Source organism: Legionella sp. 39-23 (assembly GCF_001897665.1).
Lineage (GTDB): Bacteria > Pseudomonadota > Gammaproteobacteria > Legionellales > Legionellaceae > Legionella > Legionella steelei.
This window is the reverse complement of the sequence record NZ_MKTO01000004.1, coordinates 217435-235670: the sequence shown is the minus strand read 5'-3', so window position 1 is coordinate 235670 and position 18236 is coordinate 217435. Positions and strand designations below refer to the sequence as shown.

Here is an 18236-nt window from a genome sequence, read left to right as displayed (position 1 = left end):
GGGCATTTTTATTTGTTTCAATTCATAATGTATAAAATAAATCCATGTCAAATAAGCTGAAAATTTTCAAGAGAAGAGTAGATAAAAAGCTCAATTATGATTCTAATATAATTTCTTGTGCGGGAGGTCTTAAATTGTAATAAGAGCTCATGCAGTGTCCATAGGCTCCGGTATGCGCAATTAGAAGGACATCTCCCTCTTGAGTCGTAGGTAATATGCGGTCATACCCTAATGTATCGCCCGATTCACAAATCGGGCCTACAATGTGTGATACTCCCGATGGTTCTGAATGCAATCGAGTTAAGTTGACAATTTCATGATAAGCGCCATATAAAGAAGGCCTAATTAAGGAGTTCATTCCAGTTTCAATTCCTATAAATTGTACTTCTCCTTTTTCTTTACATTGAGTAACTCGAGCCAAAATGATGCCACTTTCTGCCACAAAAAAGCGTCCAGGCTCCATCCAGAATTGTACATGAGAGAAGTTTGATTTAATTGCCAGTAATGTTGAATCGAGTTGCTTTAGATCTAAATGTTTTTGCCCTGGTTTTTCAACAATACCCAAACCACCACCCAAATTAATAAATTGTGCCCGCGGGAATTGTTTCAGAAGTGATGTGAGCATTAATGCAGTTTGTTCCCAAAGTTCCGGAGTAAGAATTCCGCTACCAGAATGTGAATGTAGACCAATAACATGAATATGATGCTCCTGGGTCAAGGTTTTAAGTTGCTCTATATCATTTTGGGCAATTCCAAATTTTGACTCATTGCCTCCAGTCACGACGTGTTTGTGATGGCCAGCACCAACTCCAGGGTCAATACGCACGATGATCTCACGGTTTTTAAATAATTCCGGCCAATTTGTTAACGGATATAAATTGTCTATGGTCACATAACATCCTAAATCCATAGCCGCAGCATATTCTATTTTGGGGGCAAAATTTGGTGTAAATAAAATGCGTTTTTTGTCTATATGAGGAAACAGACTCGATATTTGTTGTAACTCTTGAATGGAAACGCATTCAAAGCCAATACCTTCTTTTTCCAATGTTTTTAAAATGGATGGATGCGGATTGGCTTTGATCGCATAAAATAGGGTATCAATTGATTGCATGCTTAATAATTTTTGCGCTTGGGCTGTTTGTGTGGGACTGTGATATACATAACAGGGCGCATGATCCTCTGCCAGAGCAAGCAAACGAGAGCGTTCAATTTCCCACCATGGGGTAGGTCGGATAAAGGGTTTTTCCTTTTTTTGGGGATGAAAAACCTTTTCCAGTTGAATAATAAAACTATCCAACATTGGATTATCGCCAATAAGGTAATCATTGGGGATAGTGCACAATTGCTCAAATGCCTCAAAAAATTGCTCTGTTTTATTTTCCAGGGCATAGTATTCATATAAGTCGCTAAGCCCAGCATAGGCAGTAGCTTTATTGAATTTAAAATCCTTAGTGGACTTTTGTTTGAGACAGAAAGTGAGCGCCTCAATAATTCGGCTTTTGGGAGACATTATGAGCTCATGATTCCATTTTTGTCATATGAAATTATAATTTACATATTGATTAAATTCAATTCACTGTGTATTTGGTTTCATATTATGCACTATGGCGCAATAAATTTATGCTTGCAATTTTATTGGCACTCAAATAGTCTGTTAAAAATAATTATCATAAGGAATTGATATGTCACAAGCTAAAATCAATATAGATGATGCTGGAAAGACTGGTGCATTAGTCGCAGTTGGAAATACACTTTTAGCGCCGCTGTATTGGCTTGATGCCAAGCTCGGTTTGACTGTAGCAATTGCTGCGACGAGTGCATTTTTATATGGTGCGCATGAGATAGGTAAGAATAGAAGAGTTGTAGAAAATGGTAAAAATAATCTGAATACTTTTTTTGGTGGTGTAACAGGCGACAAAAGTACTGAGGTTCAGAATGCCCTGGCAAATATTGCAGTTGGAGGTGCGGCGATATTTGATGAAATTATGCCAAGCGATAATCACAGTCCTACGCCGAGCGATAGTCGCCGACCTAAATAGATTTTCAAATTATGTATCAAGGAAGTGAAGTATGCCTAGAGATCAAGTAAATCCCGAAAAAGCGTTAAAGACTGGTGCATTAATCAGCTTTGGAAATTTATTTATGTCGCCTTTTTATGCCAGGCTAGGTCCATTCACCTCATTAACGCTAACAGCCGCTGCGTTATTTAGCTTGCATGAGATAGGTAGAGCCAAACAAGCAGGAAATGGTTTTTGGGGCTTTTTTTCAAGCAAGCCTAATCCTACGTTTTCCGATGCGAATACTTCGATGAAGCATGTCACGGAGGGTGGGGCAACGGTTTTTGATCGAATTTTTCCACCTGGTAACAAATAAAAATTTGTAGCCTGGGAGCCGCGTAGCGAAATCCGGGTTACGGTTTCGCCTAGGTTACAATTATCATCCTAATTGATGAACTTTAACCAACATGCCAATCTGCGCATTATCTAGATAATAAACAACATCACCCTTAAGACGTTGTTTTTGTGAAATAGTGAATGACGATTGTGGGTTGTTGGGCGGTGATACTTGAAGTTTTGCATCAAAAGAGTAATAACTCGCCTGCGTTATATTTAAAGTTCCTTGCATTTGCCAGCCATTATGCTCCACTACAGGTAAAGAGACACTGCTTTGATTATTGGCTGGCTGTCTCCATGAATAATGTCCCAGTACTTGATAACGAGATTTACGAGTGAGTAGGTAGTACTCATCACGTAAGCTGGAAGAAGATGGGGGTAACAACCGATAAGGCTTTCCTGATTTGTCTGCATCCGCTTTCAAAGATATAGCATTTGTATTCATTGGAATGAGAGGGGCGTCGATAGCTAGTCCTGTGTTTTGATTTGGGTGTGCAAATATAATTAAATCAATTTGATAGGGAGATTTGGCTACAGCCAGACAGGTATACAGAATGCTTATTACAAATATTATTAATCGTTCCATGGCTAATTTATTTTTATTGTTATTATTATTTAGGATCGTAGCCAGGCTACGATGCTCCTATGTTAGTTGAGCAAGTATACCCCCTATGGAAGAACTCACTCAACAACAATTTTTGGAAACTTATCTGCATAATTGATTGGTTTTTTGGCCAGCTCAATCGTGCTCCTCATCGCTGTTTTAATCAATGTATCTGTTAACGCATCACGAGCTTGAGTGGCAGTAGGAGCTCCTTCATCGCAATTTTCTCGTATACGTCCATCCAGGGGTAGTTGTCCGAGTAATGTCGTATGATGCGTGGCACAAAGTGTTTCTGCGCCACCTGCACCAAAAATTGTTTCTTGATGCCCACATTGACTGCAAATATGGGTGGACATATTTTCAATAATGCCGAGTACATCAATTCCTGTTTTAGAAAACATATGTATTGCTTTTTGTGCATCAAGTGTCGCTACGTTTTGTGGGGTAGTTACTACAATGGCTGCAGTCAGTGGAATTTTTTGTACCAAAGTCAATTGAATGTCGCCTGTTCCAGGCGGTAAATCAATGAACAAATAATCGAGATCGTCCCAAAGGGTAATATCCAGCATTTGAATTAGGGATTTTGCAAGCATGGGGCCACGCCAGATTATCGCTTGTTCGCTGTTTGTTAGATAGCCAATGGACATGCTTTCTATACCATGTGCTTTTGCAGGAAGGTAATGTTCGCCACTCACTTGCACCGGTTCGGTTTTACCAAGCATTAATGGCATACTTGGGCCATAAATGTCTGCATCTAAAATACCTACTCGTGCCCCTACTCGAGCTAATGCGGTTGCTAAGTTCACTGTTATGGTAGACTTTCCTACTCCTCCTTTACCAGACGCTACAGCAATAGTATTTTTTACCCCACGTAAGCCCTTGCCTACGAGTTGTGTTCTATGCGGTTTAATCCATTGATTGATGTGTATGACTATTTTTTGATTAGGAAATGCTGATTGTAAAGCCGCAAGTAAGAGAGGTTTATAATTTTCTTCAAGTAAGTTACAAGGAAATCCAGCTGTGAGATTGATGAGCAGCTGATTATCAGTTATTTCAAGGCTACATTGTAGATTCATTTCCTTGCCTGTAAGGCCAAGAAATGGATCTTTCAGAGTATTCATCAAGTGAATTACAGTATTTTCAGTGGTCATGGATTAGCCTTGAATGAAAAAGACGAATGATAACGCAGCGGTCTATTATTTCATAGTGTTAGGAGCTGTTTACTAGCCCACGTCAATACCTAGGCGATAAGCAGTTCAGAGGGCTCATATTGCCAATAGACCCAATGATTGCTGGGGAGGTAATAAATTCCACAATAGATTGGTAGATGGGTTTGCCTTACTAGATAAGAGCCGTATTCATTCAATTGTTGTCGATGCTTCAGCAAGGATGCTTCATCTTCTTTTCCGGTTTTGAAATCAATAATCCAACGTTTGCCTTGCTCTTCAAAAGTGCGATCAATGATCCGCGTAATCGGCCTATTTTGTTGTTCTACCAATAATTCGTATTCGTTCTGTTCCTGATGGTGTTCGCTAATAATCCATAATCCCGTTTGATCTTCAAACATACGCATGATTTGTTCTTGCATACTGAGTAATGCCTCATGCTGCATTATTTCATCGAAACCTAGCTTTCTTAATTCATAACTGGCTAAACTCCAGGGAACCTCAACGAACGCTCTTGGATGATTATCACAAATCCATTGTAGTAATTGATGGGTTACTATACCGGTGAGTCGAGGAATAGTTGTTGATAAAGAGGATGTTGTCTTGATATGAGTACGGGTATCAAGAATTTCAGATGTTTTATTTTGATAGTAATCAAGGGGGAGGCGTCCAAGTTTGGGTAAAGACTGCTTTGTTTCCTCAATAATGGATAATGATTCTTCCTCAATAAATTCTATGCTTTTTAAAAGATGTCGAAATGAAGTTTTGGACGATTTTTCTGAATGGTCCATTAAATACAAGCGTGATTTTGCCCGGGTTATGGCGACATACAATAATCGTTGTGCTTCATAGCGGCTTTTTACTTCATCTAACTGACTTAAGTAATCATACAATGCACAATGATCTTGATGAGCAGCGTGTATAGGTGACATCAGCAACAAATTACCATGTTTTTGAGTCGGTAAATTGAGCCAGCGTAACATTGGATTGTCTCCACGATTAGGTTGGGTGCCTAATCCAGGTAAAAATACGGTATCGAATTCCAGTCCTTTAGATTTATGAATCGTCATCACGTGTAAGCGTGAAGGGTTTGCTTGTTGTGAATAGAGCTTATTGAGTTCTGAGAGAAATTCATTCATATCCGGTAAGCGACCTTCTTGTTCATAACGATCAAGCAAAGTCCAGAATTGTTCTAAGTCATTAAGTTGCTCGGTTTTTAGAATACTATCGACATGCAATTCTTTTAAGGTGCGGATGACCCAGACTGAGAGTTGGTTTTCATACCTTTGACTTAGTGATTGATGCATGACTTGGATCAAATAATCTGCACGAAGTCTGCCTTCGTCACTTATGCCTGGTATTTTGTTTAAATGCAATAAAGCGAAGTAAATCGATTTTTTCTTATTGAATTGAGCTATGGCATGAATATCACTTAATGACAAGCCACAATAAGGACTATGAAGAACTGCGAGCCATGCGAGGCGATTTGCGGGCATCAATAAAGCCTGGGTTAATGACCACACATCGCGTAAGTGGCCTAGATTGGCTAATAAAGTAATATCAGTTCCTTGATAAGGGATCTGATGTTGGCGTAAGAGACGAATGATTTCGCTTAGTTGTGTTCTTGAGCGCACCAGAATGGCCATGGTGTGATCAGGATGAGTTTGCAATTCATATTGGATGGTTTCTATGAGTTTTTTTGCTTCCTGCTCACGGTTTTTAAATTGCATCGCTTGAACAGCACTGCATTCTTTATTCTGAATGACATTGACACTGGGATGAAATGAAACAGCCCCAGACTCTATATCAACTTGTTTGGGAAATATGCTGGTAAACTGCTTATTTACCCAATCAACAATAGTTTGTGTTGAGCGAAAATTACAGCTTAACTCCAAAGGCTGAAGGGTAACAGGCCCTATGCCTTGTTCTTTAGCACGAAAAAATAATCCTACTTCTGCTTGTCTGAAACGATAGATGGATTGCATGGGATCGCCAACGATAAATAGGGTTCGCCCATCGCCTTTCTCCCATCCAAGAACGAGTTTTGTTAACAGTTCAAATTGAGTAATCGAAGTATCCTGAAACTCATCAACCAGAATATGTTGCAGAGCGTGATCAAGATATAAAGCTAAATCGGTTGGATTTTCTTCGTGGCCTAAGGCATTCAGTGCTTGCTGAGATATGGCGGTAAAATCAATCTCATTGTGCTCGCTAAATAAAACATGCAAATGACCTACAAGAAGAGGGAGCAATAAAAACAGTGCTTGCAAGACTTCCCATTGCTCAGGATCGTATTCTGGCGCAGGTAAATTACTGACTTGGATTAGTGCCTCAAGAAAATCAGGATACTCACTCAATTCATTGAGAAGTTCTTTACTGGCATTTTTGAGCCTTTTGTATTCGTCTGGAGCGCAGGAGCTACTAAGTAAACCGACATGATGATCAAAACTTTTACGGAAATTTGCATCACCTGTAAGTAATAGTTTACTTAAGGCTGTTGCAAGCTCTTGATTGACCTGTTGGAAATCATACCAATCCTTAAGTGGATAGCGTGGTGAACTAGGGTTATTTTCTATATCCGCTAACTCACGCGCACATCGAGTTAACTCAACAGCCACGTGTGTGGGTAGACTTTGTTTGAATCGCTTTAACTCATGTTGTTCTATAAGTTGGAGTGCGCGTTCAAAAGTTGATTTTTCCTGGGCACTTGCTTGAAATAGGGGAGCCAACCACTGATCTCTTTGAGAGAGAAGTGAAGTAAAGAGCTCAAGTAGTCGGTCTTGGCGATTATCAACATGCAGCAAAAGTGTTTTTATTGCATTCTGATATTCAGGTGTTGTTAGAGCAAATTGAATACAACGTCGCCCAGCATTTAAATAATGGCTATTAACTCTTTCAGTAATTTGTGAATAAGCAATTTGTTTTTCCAACAACGGAATTGCTTGATTTATGCTTTGGCATAAAGAATCAATTGTAATGACTCTTAATCGATTCGGCTGTTGCAATAAATTCCATTGAAAATGAGCGTCACGCTGCAGTGCTTCACCAGCAAAGGTAAGTGTCATGTGTTGATGTGGTGTGTCGGCCTTCTTTTTACTTGCTGCTTGCTGCAATGCATGCACAATACGTTCACGCATTTCGCTTGCAGCTTTACGTGTGAATGTTAGCGCAATAATTTGTTCGGGAGCAGTGACTGTGCTTAATAGTCGCAAATAGCGCTGGGTAAGAATTTCGGTTTTACCGGAACCTGCAGGAGCTTGAACGATAAATGATAAGGAAGGATCGGTAGCTTGGCTTCGTTGATCACTGTCGACTAGCATTGTGTTTGTCCCTGTATGTTTTTATTAAATATTTTTTGCCCCACCATATACGTTGGTCCTTGGCCCAACATCACTGAATTATATGGAAGCGGTTTTGTTGGGCCAAGGCCCAACCTACAAAAACGCTTTAATCTACAATGATTTCTTGTGCTGGAGGACGCAAATTGTAATGTGAGCTCATGCAACGGCCGTAGGCGCCTGCGTTGGCAATTAATAACACATCACCTTCTTCAGTCACAGGCAATAACCGATCATAGCCAAGAGTGTCTCCTGACTCACAGATTGGGCCTACTATATGTGAAAATCCTGCTTTTTCTTCATATAACCTGCTTAAGTTCACAATTTCGTGATAAGCACCGTATAAAGAAGGACGGATTAGAGAGTTCATCCCTGTTTCGATACCCACAAATTTGACCTTGCCTTTTTCTTTACATTGAGTCACTTTGGCAAGAATAACTCCACTTTCTGCAACAAAAAATCGCCCTGGTTCAAGCCAAATTTTAATGTGCGGGTAACGTGATTTGACTGCCATTAACAAGGCATCCAAGCTTGCAAAATCTAAGGGTTGTTGCCCTGGTTTTTCGACTATGCCTAATCCACCACCTAAATTAATCGATTGAACATGCGGGAATTGCTCTGTTAATGATGCAAGCATTAAGGCCGTTTGTTGCCACAACTCTGGGGTAAGAATGCCACTTCCAGAATGGGCATGTAAACCCACTACTTGGATATTCTGTTTTTGGGTTAATGTGACAACCTGCTCAAGGTCATTTTGAGTAATACCAAATTTTGACTCATTCCCCCCAGTTGAAACATGTTTGTGATGGCCAGCACCAGTGCCGGGATCAATACGAATAATGACGTCACGATTTTTAAACAACTCAGGCCAATGTTCCAAAGGATATAAGCTGTCTATGGTGACGTAACAACCAATATTTAGAGCGTATTCATATTCTGCTCTTGGTGCAAAATTGGGCGTAAACAGAATGCGTTTTCTATCGATGTTAGGGAATAGTTCTAATACTCTGTCCAGCTCTTGAATAGAAACACATTCAAGACCGATACCTTCTTTTTCCATGGTTTTTAAAATCGATGGATGAGGATTAGCTTTAATCGCATAAAACAATGTATCAATTGATTTTAAGGCAAGTAGTTGCTTGGCTCTGTCAGCTTGGGTTCGGCTGTGATAAACATAGCAAGGTGAATTGAGCGAGGCAATAGTTAATAAACGATCACGTTCTTTTTCCCACCACGGAATACAGCGAGCAGTCGGTGTACCGAACTCTTCATGCCAGCTTTTTGAGTAATAGAAAATTTGCGGATTATTTTCTATCAGTAAATGATGCAGTTTTTGGCATAATTGATTTGCTTGTGATTCATCTACAACGAACGTGAGGTTCAAATCATTGGATGCAAGCGACATTAAATAAACTTGTTTTGCTTCAAACACCTCTAAAGCTGGACCAAGTTGTGGCAATACAGTTCGGATATGATGGCCAACAAGGCTTACTGCACTACAGGGCTCGATGAGTTTTGCACGCCCAAATTGATTTAATTCAGCCAATAAAGCGTTAATTGCTGGTCGGTCATGTATTTTACTGTTGATATCAAGTGATAAAGTGACGTTAAACTCAGAGGAGGAGAGTAAGTCTACCGAGAATCCATGATGTTTAAATGCAGTAAACACATCAGATAAAAATCCAACTTGTTGCCACATATGCAACGTATCTATAGAGATTAATAAGATACTGTTTTTAATCTGAATGGATTTAATAAGTGGTGCTGTTTCATCAATATCTTTAGTAATGAGTGTTCCTGAATGTTCCGGCATTTGTGTAAATTTGACGGACATTGGGATATTGGCACGACGAACAGGAGGTATGCAATTGGGGTGTAATACTTTAGCACCCATTGACGCAATTTCCTGTGCCTCATCATAATTTAATTTCTTTAATAAACGTGCCTGTGGCAGCTGATGCGGATTGGCTGTATAAATTCCGGGAACATCAGTCCAAATTTCACACGATGCGGCCTGGAGTTTGCCTGCGAGCAGGGCAGCGGAAGTATCAGAGCCTCCTCGTCCTAGCAAAACGGTTTCTCCTTGTGGATTGGCGGCAAAAAAACCTTGAGTAATAATCGCTTGCGAACCGCTGGAGATAAATCGTTCGACTAACTCAGGATCATACTCACTCTCACAACGAGCCGATAGATAATTCGCAGGCCCTCCATCAGGGAAAGGGGTGCTGGTTAACAGTTCACGAGCATCATACCAAGTGCAATCAATTCCTTGTTTTTTGAGAAAAGCATGGCCTAGGCGAGTCATCATGAGCTCACCCATGCTTAAAACTTCCGCATGAGTTTTTGCAGGAGCTTGTTTTAATAGGGCAATGCCAGTGAGCCATTGTTCTAATTGAAGTAAATCTTTGGCAATTAATTCAGGATCAACTTCAAGTTGTTCGGCAAGATTGAGATGGCCATTACGAATATCAGTTAAAATGCTCTGATGTTCATTGAGTAAAGCAGCCTCAATAGCCTTTTCAAGCTTATTAGAAATTTGCGTCAGTGCGGAGCAGACAATAACAGGTTGTACCCCAGAATTTATATGTTTTTTAGTAGTGGACGCAATATTATTCCACGTGTTGCGAGTTGAAACGCTGGTACCACCAAATTTAGTTACTATTTGTTGCATGATTCATTTCCGCACAAAAATAATACACATTACCATGGAGGAGAGGAGCAGCACAAGCCTCCAGGACACTAATTGAAAGATTCAGGGATAATTTTATTCATTAATTGCTCATGATGGGCTTAATTATTTCACTATGGATTAATATTCATTACTTGTTGAATATAAATAGAAAAAAGTATTTTGAAGGTGTTTTTAATGATTTCAAAACAGGGTACACTCGCTGTTTAGCGGACGTATTTATATTCAAATTTTGAAGTATGATATCTAAGGAGTAAAAGGAGTGAAAAATATGCACAAACCTTTAAGAACACTAGTGAATGCTGCTGTTATTAGCGTTTTATTTGCTAGTGGAGCTCATGCAGCTGGATTCTCTTTGTATGGAGAAGGTGCTGGATATGCAGTTGGTAACTACGCCGCAGGTTCTGCAGCAGAAGCAGCCGACGCATCAACAGGTTGGTATAATCCTGCTGGTTTAGCTTTACTTCGTGAGCAGCAACTGGTTTTTGGTGGTATTGGCATATTTCCCACTTTGAAGATGAATGGTTCAAGTAATTTTATTACCACAACTGGTCTTCCTGCACCGTTCCCTGCAGTTGTTGACTATGAACAAAATTTCACTGGAGTAGATGGTAGTTATAATGCGTTTGTGCCTTCATTCCATTATGCTTTGCCTTTAGGTGAGCGCACTACGTTTGGCTTAAGTGTGACTGCTCCATTTGGGTTGGCCACTGATTGGGCTCCTGATTCTCCAGTACGATATTCAGCGACGTACACAGAAATTTTAACCACTAATATTTCGCCAGAATTAGGTACTCGACTTACTGAACATTTTGCATTGGGAGCAGGTCTTGATCTGCAATGGGCTCGTGCTAAATTTAATCAAATGATTGGTGCTCCCACGCTTTTCCTGCTTTTGCAAGAGGATCCTGCTTCAGTTGACTCTTTAAGCTATAACAAAGCGTCTTCATGGGGTGTTGGATTTCATGTTGGGGTGATGGGTATGTTTAATGACAACCACACACGCATCGGTCTTAATTATCAATCTCGCATGCGACATGTTTTTTATGGACATAGCCGCTTATCTGGAATATTGGCTAATAACAATTTTGAGTTGGTTTTCCCAATCTTACCTCCATCGGCATCCCGAACAAATAATGACTTATTTAGCAATCCACAAGAATTCCCCGATGTCCTTACATTAAGTGGTTATCAAGACATCAACGAGCGGTTGGCTTTATTAGGATCAGTTGTTTATACCGGTTGGCACGTATTTAATGATATCCAATTGAATAACGTTGCTGTTCCCAATATCGGGGGCGCGCCATTTTTTAACGTGACTCAAGCAAATATTAATAGTAATGTAGTGCAAGACTATCATGATTCTTGGCGTGTTGCTCTTGGTGCCAATTATCGTGTAAATCCAAAATTAATGTTTCGTGTAGGTGGTGGTTATGATCAGACTCCAACACCTGATGCATTTAGAAATGTTCGTTTACCTGACGTAGATCGCTGGGCAATTGCTGTTGGCGCACATTATCAATGGCGACCCAATGTTGGTATTGACGTTGGATATACTCATTTGTTTGCTGGATCTAACCCGGATGTTGATACAGTCCAAGCTCTTTCACAAACTTCTGAATATAGTGTAGATATTAATGGCGGTAATTTTGCTGCTGATCTAGTCGGTGCACAATTGACATGGATTATTGATAAAATCCCTGAGGCACCAACAAAATAAGTATTTGTACACTGAATCGGTAAAAGCCACTTAAAGTGGCTTTTTTTATTTCTGGTTAGTGTGTATCACAGAGATACGTTATCTTCGTATACATTAACATCTACAATCATGAGAGTAGGGTGAGCTGTTAAACCCAGCATTTACTGTTAATTTCTTACTCTCCAAAAAGTTCATCATGAACCCATCAATATACTAATTAACAAGTATTATTCATGGTTCTTTTGTTGCTTTGTAAACCTTGGGCTTATCAGCCCAGCCTACGTTCATTGCGCTATTTTTTTCAACAAATTACCTAATATACAAATCCAAACGTAGCGAAGATGTCGTTAGTCTATATTCAATTTGATACTTCAATCAGAGGATCTATCGTTGTAAACGCACAGGATGATGGTGTTGTCGCTTTGACAGATAAATTTGGCTTTGCGCTTTCTAATTTACTGCTTTATTGATATGTGCCTGATAAGCTCTGAGATGGAGGCGAGAATGCGCCTCCTGATATCCATATAAAAAATTATCTTTTCTCAATAGTCGCTTCACCAGCACCATTTACAGTTAGAGTATATCCGTTCTTTGATAAAAATTTTGGAGAGATATCACCCGTATCAAGATTCATTTTGACTTCACCTACTTCTATAGGATTAGAAGTATTAGTAGCCATTTTAATTATTGCAGAGCATTCTTTGCCCGTTGTGTGTCCATAGCAAGCTAATTTTACGAGATTCCAATAAACTTTTTGTGTTGAATTGCCAGCCGTTGGGTATGCAGAAGGGACGCCTGCTATATAGGCATTAGATTCTTCTGGAGTTTTATTATGAGTGATTAAATAGGCTGGACTTGCAAAAGCTGTTACAGCACTTAAACTTAAAGCAATTGCTGAAAAACCTTTAAATATTAAATTCATTATATCTTTTTCTCCGTTTAATTATAAATGATTGGTACAAGTTATCATCCTCAATAAGTCTGAAGAAAACGCACGGTTCTATACCAATCGGCTGTTCTACATCGTTAAAACGCCCCAAGAGTATATCGTAAAATAGCCTAGTGTCTATCAACATTAGTTTTAGACAACAAATGATTGACTCAAATTAAGATGATTTATTCTGGCTTAATAAGCGTGCGATATCTTTGGCAAAGTAAGAGATTATAAAATCTGCACCAGCACGTTTTATCGCTGTTAGACTTTCTATTATGGCGTGTTCTTCATTGATAAGTCTGTTTTGAGCGGCTATTTTGATCATCGAATATTCACCGCTTACCTGATAGGCACAAAGAGGCACTTCAGGGAAATGTTGTTTTAGTTTTGCAATCACATCCAAGTAAAATCCGGCAGGCTTAACCATCATCATATCGGCTCCTTCTTCAAGATCTAATGCTGTTTCTCTAAGGGCTTCGGCACCATTTGCAGGGTCCATTTGATACGCCTTACGATTGCCAAACTTTGGTGCTCCCTGTGCAGCTTCTCTAAAAGGTCCATATAGGCAAGAGCAATATTTTGCACTGTAGCTTAGGATGGGAATATGTTGATATCCTTGGATATCCAATGCGTTACGAATCGCATGGACCATTCCATCAGTCATTCCGCTAGGTGCTACCCAATCAGCGCCAGCTTTTGCATGGCTCACCGCTTGTTTTGCAAGGAAAGCCAAAGTCTTATCGGTATCAATGCATTCACCATTAAGTACACCACAATGTCCATGATCTGTGTATTCACAAAAACAAAGATCAGTAATAATTAAGATGTCTTTATTCACTGCGCGAATTTTTGCTATCGCCTGTTGAATAATTCCTTCATCATTGAATGATTCGCTACCATATGCATCTTTATGTTTAGGAATACCAAACAGAAGGACTGCGGGAATTCCCAAAGAAGTCAGTAATTCAATTTCTCTAGGGATGCAATCGAGGCTCAATTGAAACTGACCAGGCATTGCGCTTATTTCCTGAGGCTCATTAAGTAGTTCACTAATAAATAAAGGAGCGATAAATTGCTGGGGATGCAGGCGTGTTTCTTTAACCAATGCACGCGACATTGCGCTACTTCTTAAACGAGTCAATCTTAAGGGTATGTTGTAATCGGTCATGGAGTTAATCCTGTTATTAATTCATTAGACAAGCAGTCTATTTTTTGTGGCATAAAAATCCGAGATATATTAACACAATTACTGTAGCCTAGGTGCAGCGTAGCGGAACTCGGCTTGTAATTCATGCTCATAATTCTCGTGTTCCGCTATGCTGCACCCAGGCCACAAAACATTCAGATCTAAATTTCAGAGAGTTGACAAAAAATTCAGCGTTTTCTTTTTTTAATTTTCTTATTCGAGGTATACAGAAAATCAATCGCGCTGCTGGTGTCACTGTTGCTTATTTGAATACTAAAAAATCGATTAAGTAAGTATCTGAGTGTCAACATATTGGTGTCTGTTTGTGAAAGCCCAATGTTATAGCTTAAATAGAAACGTTTCGAAAGGGATTTTCCTACCACAAAAGAAGTGGTGTCACTTGAGGTATTGGTGGCTTGATTATAGTTAGTATTGGTTTGTACATTAAAATCAATACCTGCGGATTGTTTGAGCTGTTCTAAAAGGCGAAGACTGTTTGTGTTGCTTCCCAAGTTCATGGAAGATATCGCTGTGAGAAGTAATTGTCCTCCAGCTTTATTTGCCTGGTTTGCTGGACGCCCAAGAACAAGCATGGAAAGAATGTCTGCTTGTGAAAGAACAGCAGGCTCAGAAAACAATTGAATTTTGGGACGAGCTAATCGACCAGTTACTTCAACTCCTAAAATCATGGTTTCCCCATAATTAATATTTTGCAGATTCGTGCTATTGAAGTCTAAAAGTTGGCTTGAGCTGGCAAAGGTTGTAGGGGTAGTGCTAATTTTTTTTGCTGCACGAACATTAATACCTGGATTAGAAATAGGCCCGCCAGTAAAAATGAGTTGTCCTTGTTGTATCGCTAAATCTTGCCCATAGGCCTTATACGTACCATCTCTAACGGATAATTCTCCATATGCATTGATCGAGTTTTGTTGTGATTGCTTTACATGCAGTGTTCCATTCAAATGGCCTTTTAACCCTTTTACATCGATGGTTACTTCTTTTCCCATTACAAGATCAATATCCATACTGTTAATCGGACTAAAGGATGGTGCTGGTTTTTCCTTACGCTTATAAACTATATCATCTGGCAAAGAGATGCTGTTATGAAATGAGCGAGGTTTGATTTCAGCATAAGGAACCAAAACAGTACCAGAAAGAGTTTGCGTTGTTGGTGTGACATGCAGATTGAGTTTAGGGGAAATATGAATTTTGTATTCGCTGGTTTGAACCAATGGAAAATTATCTCCTTCCAAGGTGAAATCCCCTGTAAATTGAGCGCTTAGATTTCCTTTGCCAGTCAGTGATAAATGATGACCTGCAGATATGGCCGAACCTGTTGCTTCCCAGGATCGCTCTTTGCCGTGGATATTTACCTCGAGAGTATCAAGATTAAGTCCTAGCTTAGGTAAGGAAAGACTTGTTTTGCTGAGCATAAGATGACTTGTGACTTTTCTTTTCTTCATCGTGCCGCTTACTTTGAATGACGCAACCAATTGTCCTTTGAGCTTATTAATTTCTGGACTGATTTTTTGTAAAAAGTCCAATGAGTTTATTTCCAATGATAATTCACTCTTTATGGGCTGGTCATCTTTTAAGCCAGTATCAAGAGCAAATTGAGGAAGTTTAAATTTTAGTTTTAAATTTTTATGTTCATCAATGGTCAAAATTCCAGAACCGTTAAGTTGCTCAGGTGAAAGGGTTACTTTCAGAGAGCCACCTTTAAATTGAACCCGAGATATAGTGTCATTATCAGGTAGTTGATAAAAACCGGGATGTATGGTGAGCAATAAATTTCCCTGATTTTTAGCAGTGATCACACCTTTGGTAGAGAAACTGGTATATAAACGCGTGTGTTGTGCTGATATATTTGGGGGTTGGGTCAGATGCGCATCAAATGTCCAGGTCCATGGCAGTGTGCCCCGAATTGTTGCATCCATCAACCAATGAGCTTCTGGTTCGGTGGTTACTTGTGAGTTTAGATTAATTTGCATGTTGGGGAGGACACCCGTGGCCGTGATTGTTCCTTTTTTACTGCTCATGATTTTATCTTGTGCCGATTTCCACTGCATACCATGCCATTGAGCAGTGACTAATTGGCTTTCTCTTAACGCATGAGGACGCCATTGAACGTCTAGTTGTTCTATTCTTAATTTAAGCGATTCATTTTGATATTCAACACCACTCAAGACAAAGTGATTGAATAAGCTGCCTTCAATTTGTTGAATTTTAATAGTGCCTGGTAAGTATAAATGACTGAATTGAATAAGAGTGCGTAAACCGGGCTTTGTTTCTAGTAAAAACAAAGCCATCCCACCCAATAAAATAAGAAGTAGGCAACTAAAATAAAGTATTTTAACTAAAACACGGAGAGTTTTTCTTAAAAAACGTCTCATAAGTCTGGTCCCATACTGATGACCAAACGTGGACCATTGCTATCTCGCCGCCATCGACCATTAATTGCTTGTGCTAATCCTACTTTAATTGGACCTATAGGTGAAACCCACATTAAACCACCGCCTGCATCATAATAACTTTTTAAAGGAGTTGGATTGTAAATCGCTCCTGCATCATAAAATGCAATCAAGTACCAATTTTTTTTGGTTTCTTTTTGAATTTCAAAACCAGCATAACTTATTATTCTGCTTGGACCTATTGAATTAAAACTAAATGCTTTTAAATTATCCGTTCCTCCTAAAAGTAATGCAAGTGATACAGGCTGCTGGTTAATATTATTAATTGCTGTAAATCCTTGAATTGCATGCCCGTAAAGACGTAAACGGAGAGGCTCAATTCGCATTGCTACTTTCATATCTAAAGAGGCTTGAGCCAAATTAATGGTAGATAAGAGTGCTTGACTTGCTGCAAGACCATTAAACGTAATGTTATATCCCGAGGGAGAAAAGAGCAGGCCTTGGGTTTTGCTCCACGTGAACGTTGTCTTAGGATAGAGTAGAAACTGTTTTGTATTTTCCTGAAATGCGTAATGAAATCCCTCATAAAGCGTGTTTAAGGACAAAGTGCGTTGGTAATCGGTGATTCGATGTTGTTGTGCCAATGAGATAAGAAACGAGTTACTATATCCTGCACTATAATTTAAATTCGAAAAATTACCTGTAAGCGTGTATTGATCCTGAATAGGATTTTTACCTGGAATAACATACTGGGCTTGTAATGCGTTTTGCACAAAAGAACCTTGTGCCATAAGATTGAATTTATGTCCCTGACGATTGACAGGTACCACATGTAATGCAGCGCGACCACGAACGCCAGTGTCAGTTCCATAACCCGCACCTAAAGTATAAGAGTATTTGGATACAGGTTCCGTGTAGATTTGTACAGGTACTGTTGTGTTTTCTGTAATTTGTGGCTTTACAAGTACGGAACTGAAATAACCGCTATTTGATAGAACATTATTTAATTGCAGTACTTTATCGCCTGAATAGACTTGTCCTGGGTGAAAAGGAACAAAACGATGCAATAACTTAGGATCAATATATGTGGGACTAAACTGTATCTGTCCAAAATAATAAAGAGGGCCTGTGTCAAGAACTAATGTGATTTCTGCTGTGTAACTATCTTCATCAATTAAAATTTCACTTTTTTTAAAGCCTGCGTGCATATATCCTTGGGTTTCAGCCGCTTCGAGCAGTTTTAATTTGGCTTGCTCGTATTGTTCAGTAAAAAGGGGCGTCCTTGGGGTTAATGCCACATTTTTTACTGTATCGCGGAGAATAGGATTACGTGCTCCCTCACCAATTACTTCAATTGTAATTCGAGAAATCATGATTTGCGGGCCGGGATGGATAATAACTGACAGCTCGCGTGCATTAGTTCTTCGCAGTTTGGCTTCTGCCTTAAAATAACCAAAAGGCTGCACAGCTTGAACTACTTGCTCTTGTAATTCTTCCAAGGTGAATTGGTCAAGGGGTTTTAATTTTTGTAATTCACTTAAACGTTTTTCAACATTCGCTTCGACTTTTCCAGAAACCCCATAAATTGTAATGGCTTCGGAGTCATTGCTTTTTGCAAATAGTGCAAAACAGGTAATGAGCAGTATCAGATAGATGAGTTTTTTCATGATAGTCTCAGTAGGTGTTTCACCAAAAATATCCCTGCTTGTATCAGAAAATACCTAAGTATTTGCGCTGCATTATTAGAAATGCTATATCGAGAGTAGGTTGAACGAAAAATAAGTTGGCAAATACTTATCTACTGATGTATGCT

The 18236-nt window shown here is 39.4% G+C and carries 11 protein-coding genes and 1 pseudogene; 3 read left to right on the top strand and 9 right to left on the bottom strand.

Annotation, left to right across the window (positions count from 1 at the left end; translation table 11 throughout):
- Nucleotides 1-94: 94 nt before the first annotated feature.
- Nucleotides 95-1351 (bottom strand): annotated as a pseudogene (gene lysA, locus BGO44_RS02200) (diaminopimelate decarboxylase); the annotation flags it as partial.
- 334 nt (nucleotides 1352-1685) lie between these two features.
- Here lysA and BGO44_RS02195 point away from each other — a divergent pair.
- Together BGO44_RS02195 and BGO44_RS02190 are read left to right on the top strand one after the other, a co-directional pair.
- The gene (locus BGO44_RS02195; RefSeq protein ID WP_273199053.1) at nucleotides 1686-2042 is read left to right on the top strand and encodes a hypothetical protein; all 357 of its coding nucleotides are present in this window, start codon (nucleotides 1686-1688) and stop codon (nucleotides 2040-2042) included.
- 31 nt (nucleotides 2043-2073) lie between these two features.
- On the top strand, nucleotides 2074-2376 hold the full coding sequence (locus BGO44_RS02190; protein WP_058512308.1) for a hypothetical protein: 303 nt from the start codon (nucleotides 2074-2076) through the stop codon (nucleotides 2374-2376).
- Nucleotides 2377-2439: 63 nt separating this feature from the next.
- Here BGO44_RS02190 and BGO44_RS02185 read toward each other — a convergent pair whose 3' ends face one another.
- The 4 genes from BGO44_RS02185 to BGO44_RS02170 all read right to left on the bottom strand — a co-directional run bounded on the left by BGO44_RS02185 (nucleotide 2440) and on the right by BGO44_RS02170 (nucleotide 10175).
- Nucleotides 2440-2982, bottom strand: coding sequence for a CsiV family protein (locus tag BGO44_RS02185; protein ID WP_058512309.1), 543 nt, complete (start codon nucleotides 2980-2982; stop codon nucleotides 2440-2442).
- Nucleotides 2983-3077: 95 nt separating this feature from the next.
- A complete protein-coding gene (gene apbC, locus BGO44_RS02180) occupies nucleotides 3078-4151 on the bottom strand; it encodes an iron-sulfur cluster carrier protein ApbC (protein ID WP_058512310.1) in 1074 nt (357 codons plus the stop codon).
- Nucleotides 4152-4240: 89 nt separating this feature from the next.
- Nucleotides 4241-7486: a UvrD-helicase domain-containing protein gene (locus BGO44_RS02175; protein WP_273199058.1), complete on the bottom strand. Its 3246-nt coding sequence runs from the start codon at nucleotides 7484-7486 to the stop codon at nucleotides 4241-4243.
- Nucleotides 7487-7613: 127 nt separating this feature from the next.
- Nucleotides 7614-10175, bottom strand: coding sequence for a bifunctional aspartate kinase/diaminopimelate decarboxylase (locus BGO44_RS02170; protein ID WP_058512312.1), 2562 nt, complete (start codon nucleotides 10173-10175; stop codon nucleotides 7614-7616).
- 280 nt (nucleotides 10176-10455) lie between these two features.
- On the opposite strand from BGO44_RS02170, the gene BGO44_RS02165 reads away from it, so the two are divergent.
- Nucleotides 10456-11913, top strand: a complete 1458-nt coding sequence (locus BGO44_RS02165; RefSeq protein WP_058512313.1) for an OmpP1/FadL family transporter — start codon at nucleotides 10456-10458, stop codon at nucleotides 11911-11913.
- Nucleotides 11914-12424: 511 nt separating this feature from the next.
- On the opposite strand, the gene BGO44_RS02160 is transcribed toward BGO44_RS02165, so the two are convergent.
- From BGO44_RS02160 to BGO44_RS02145, 4 genes are all read right to left on the bottom strand, one after another.
- Complete coding sequence (locus tag BGO44_RS02160; RefSeq protein WP_058512314.1) at nucleotides 12425-12814, bottom strand: hypothetical protein; 390 nt, start codon at nucleotides 12812-12814, stop codon at nucleotides 12425-12427.
- Nucleotides 12815-12998: 184 nt separating this feature from the next.
- Nucleotides 12999-13994: a porphobilinogen synthase gene (hemB, locus tag BGO44_RS02155; protein ID WP_058512315.1), complete on the bottom strand. Its 996-nt coding sequence runs from the start codon at nucleotides 13992-13994 to the stop codon at nucleotides 12999-13001.
- Between the two features lie 206 nt (nucleotides 13995-14200).
- A complete protein-coding gene (locus BGO44_RS02150) occupies nucleotides 14201-16405 on the bottom strand; it encodes a translocation/assembly module TamB domain-containing protein (protein WP_273199061.1) in 2205 nt (734 codons plus the stop codon).
- On the bottom strand, nucleotides 16402-18090 hold the full coding sequence (locus tag BGO44_RS02145; protein WP_273199063.1) for an autotransporter assembly complex protein TamA: 1689 nt from the start codon (nucleotides 18088-18090) through the stop codon (nucleotides 16402-16404). The genes BGO44_RS02150 and BGO44_RS02145 overlap by 4 nt, the downstream gene beginning before the upstream one ends.
- Nucleotides 18091-18236: the final 146 nt, after the last annotated feature.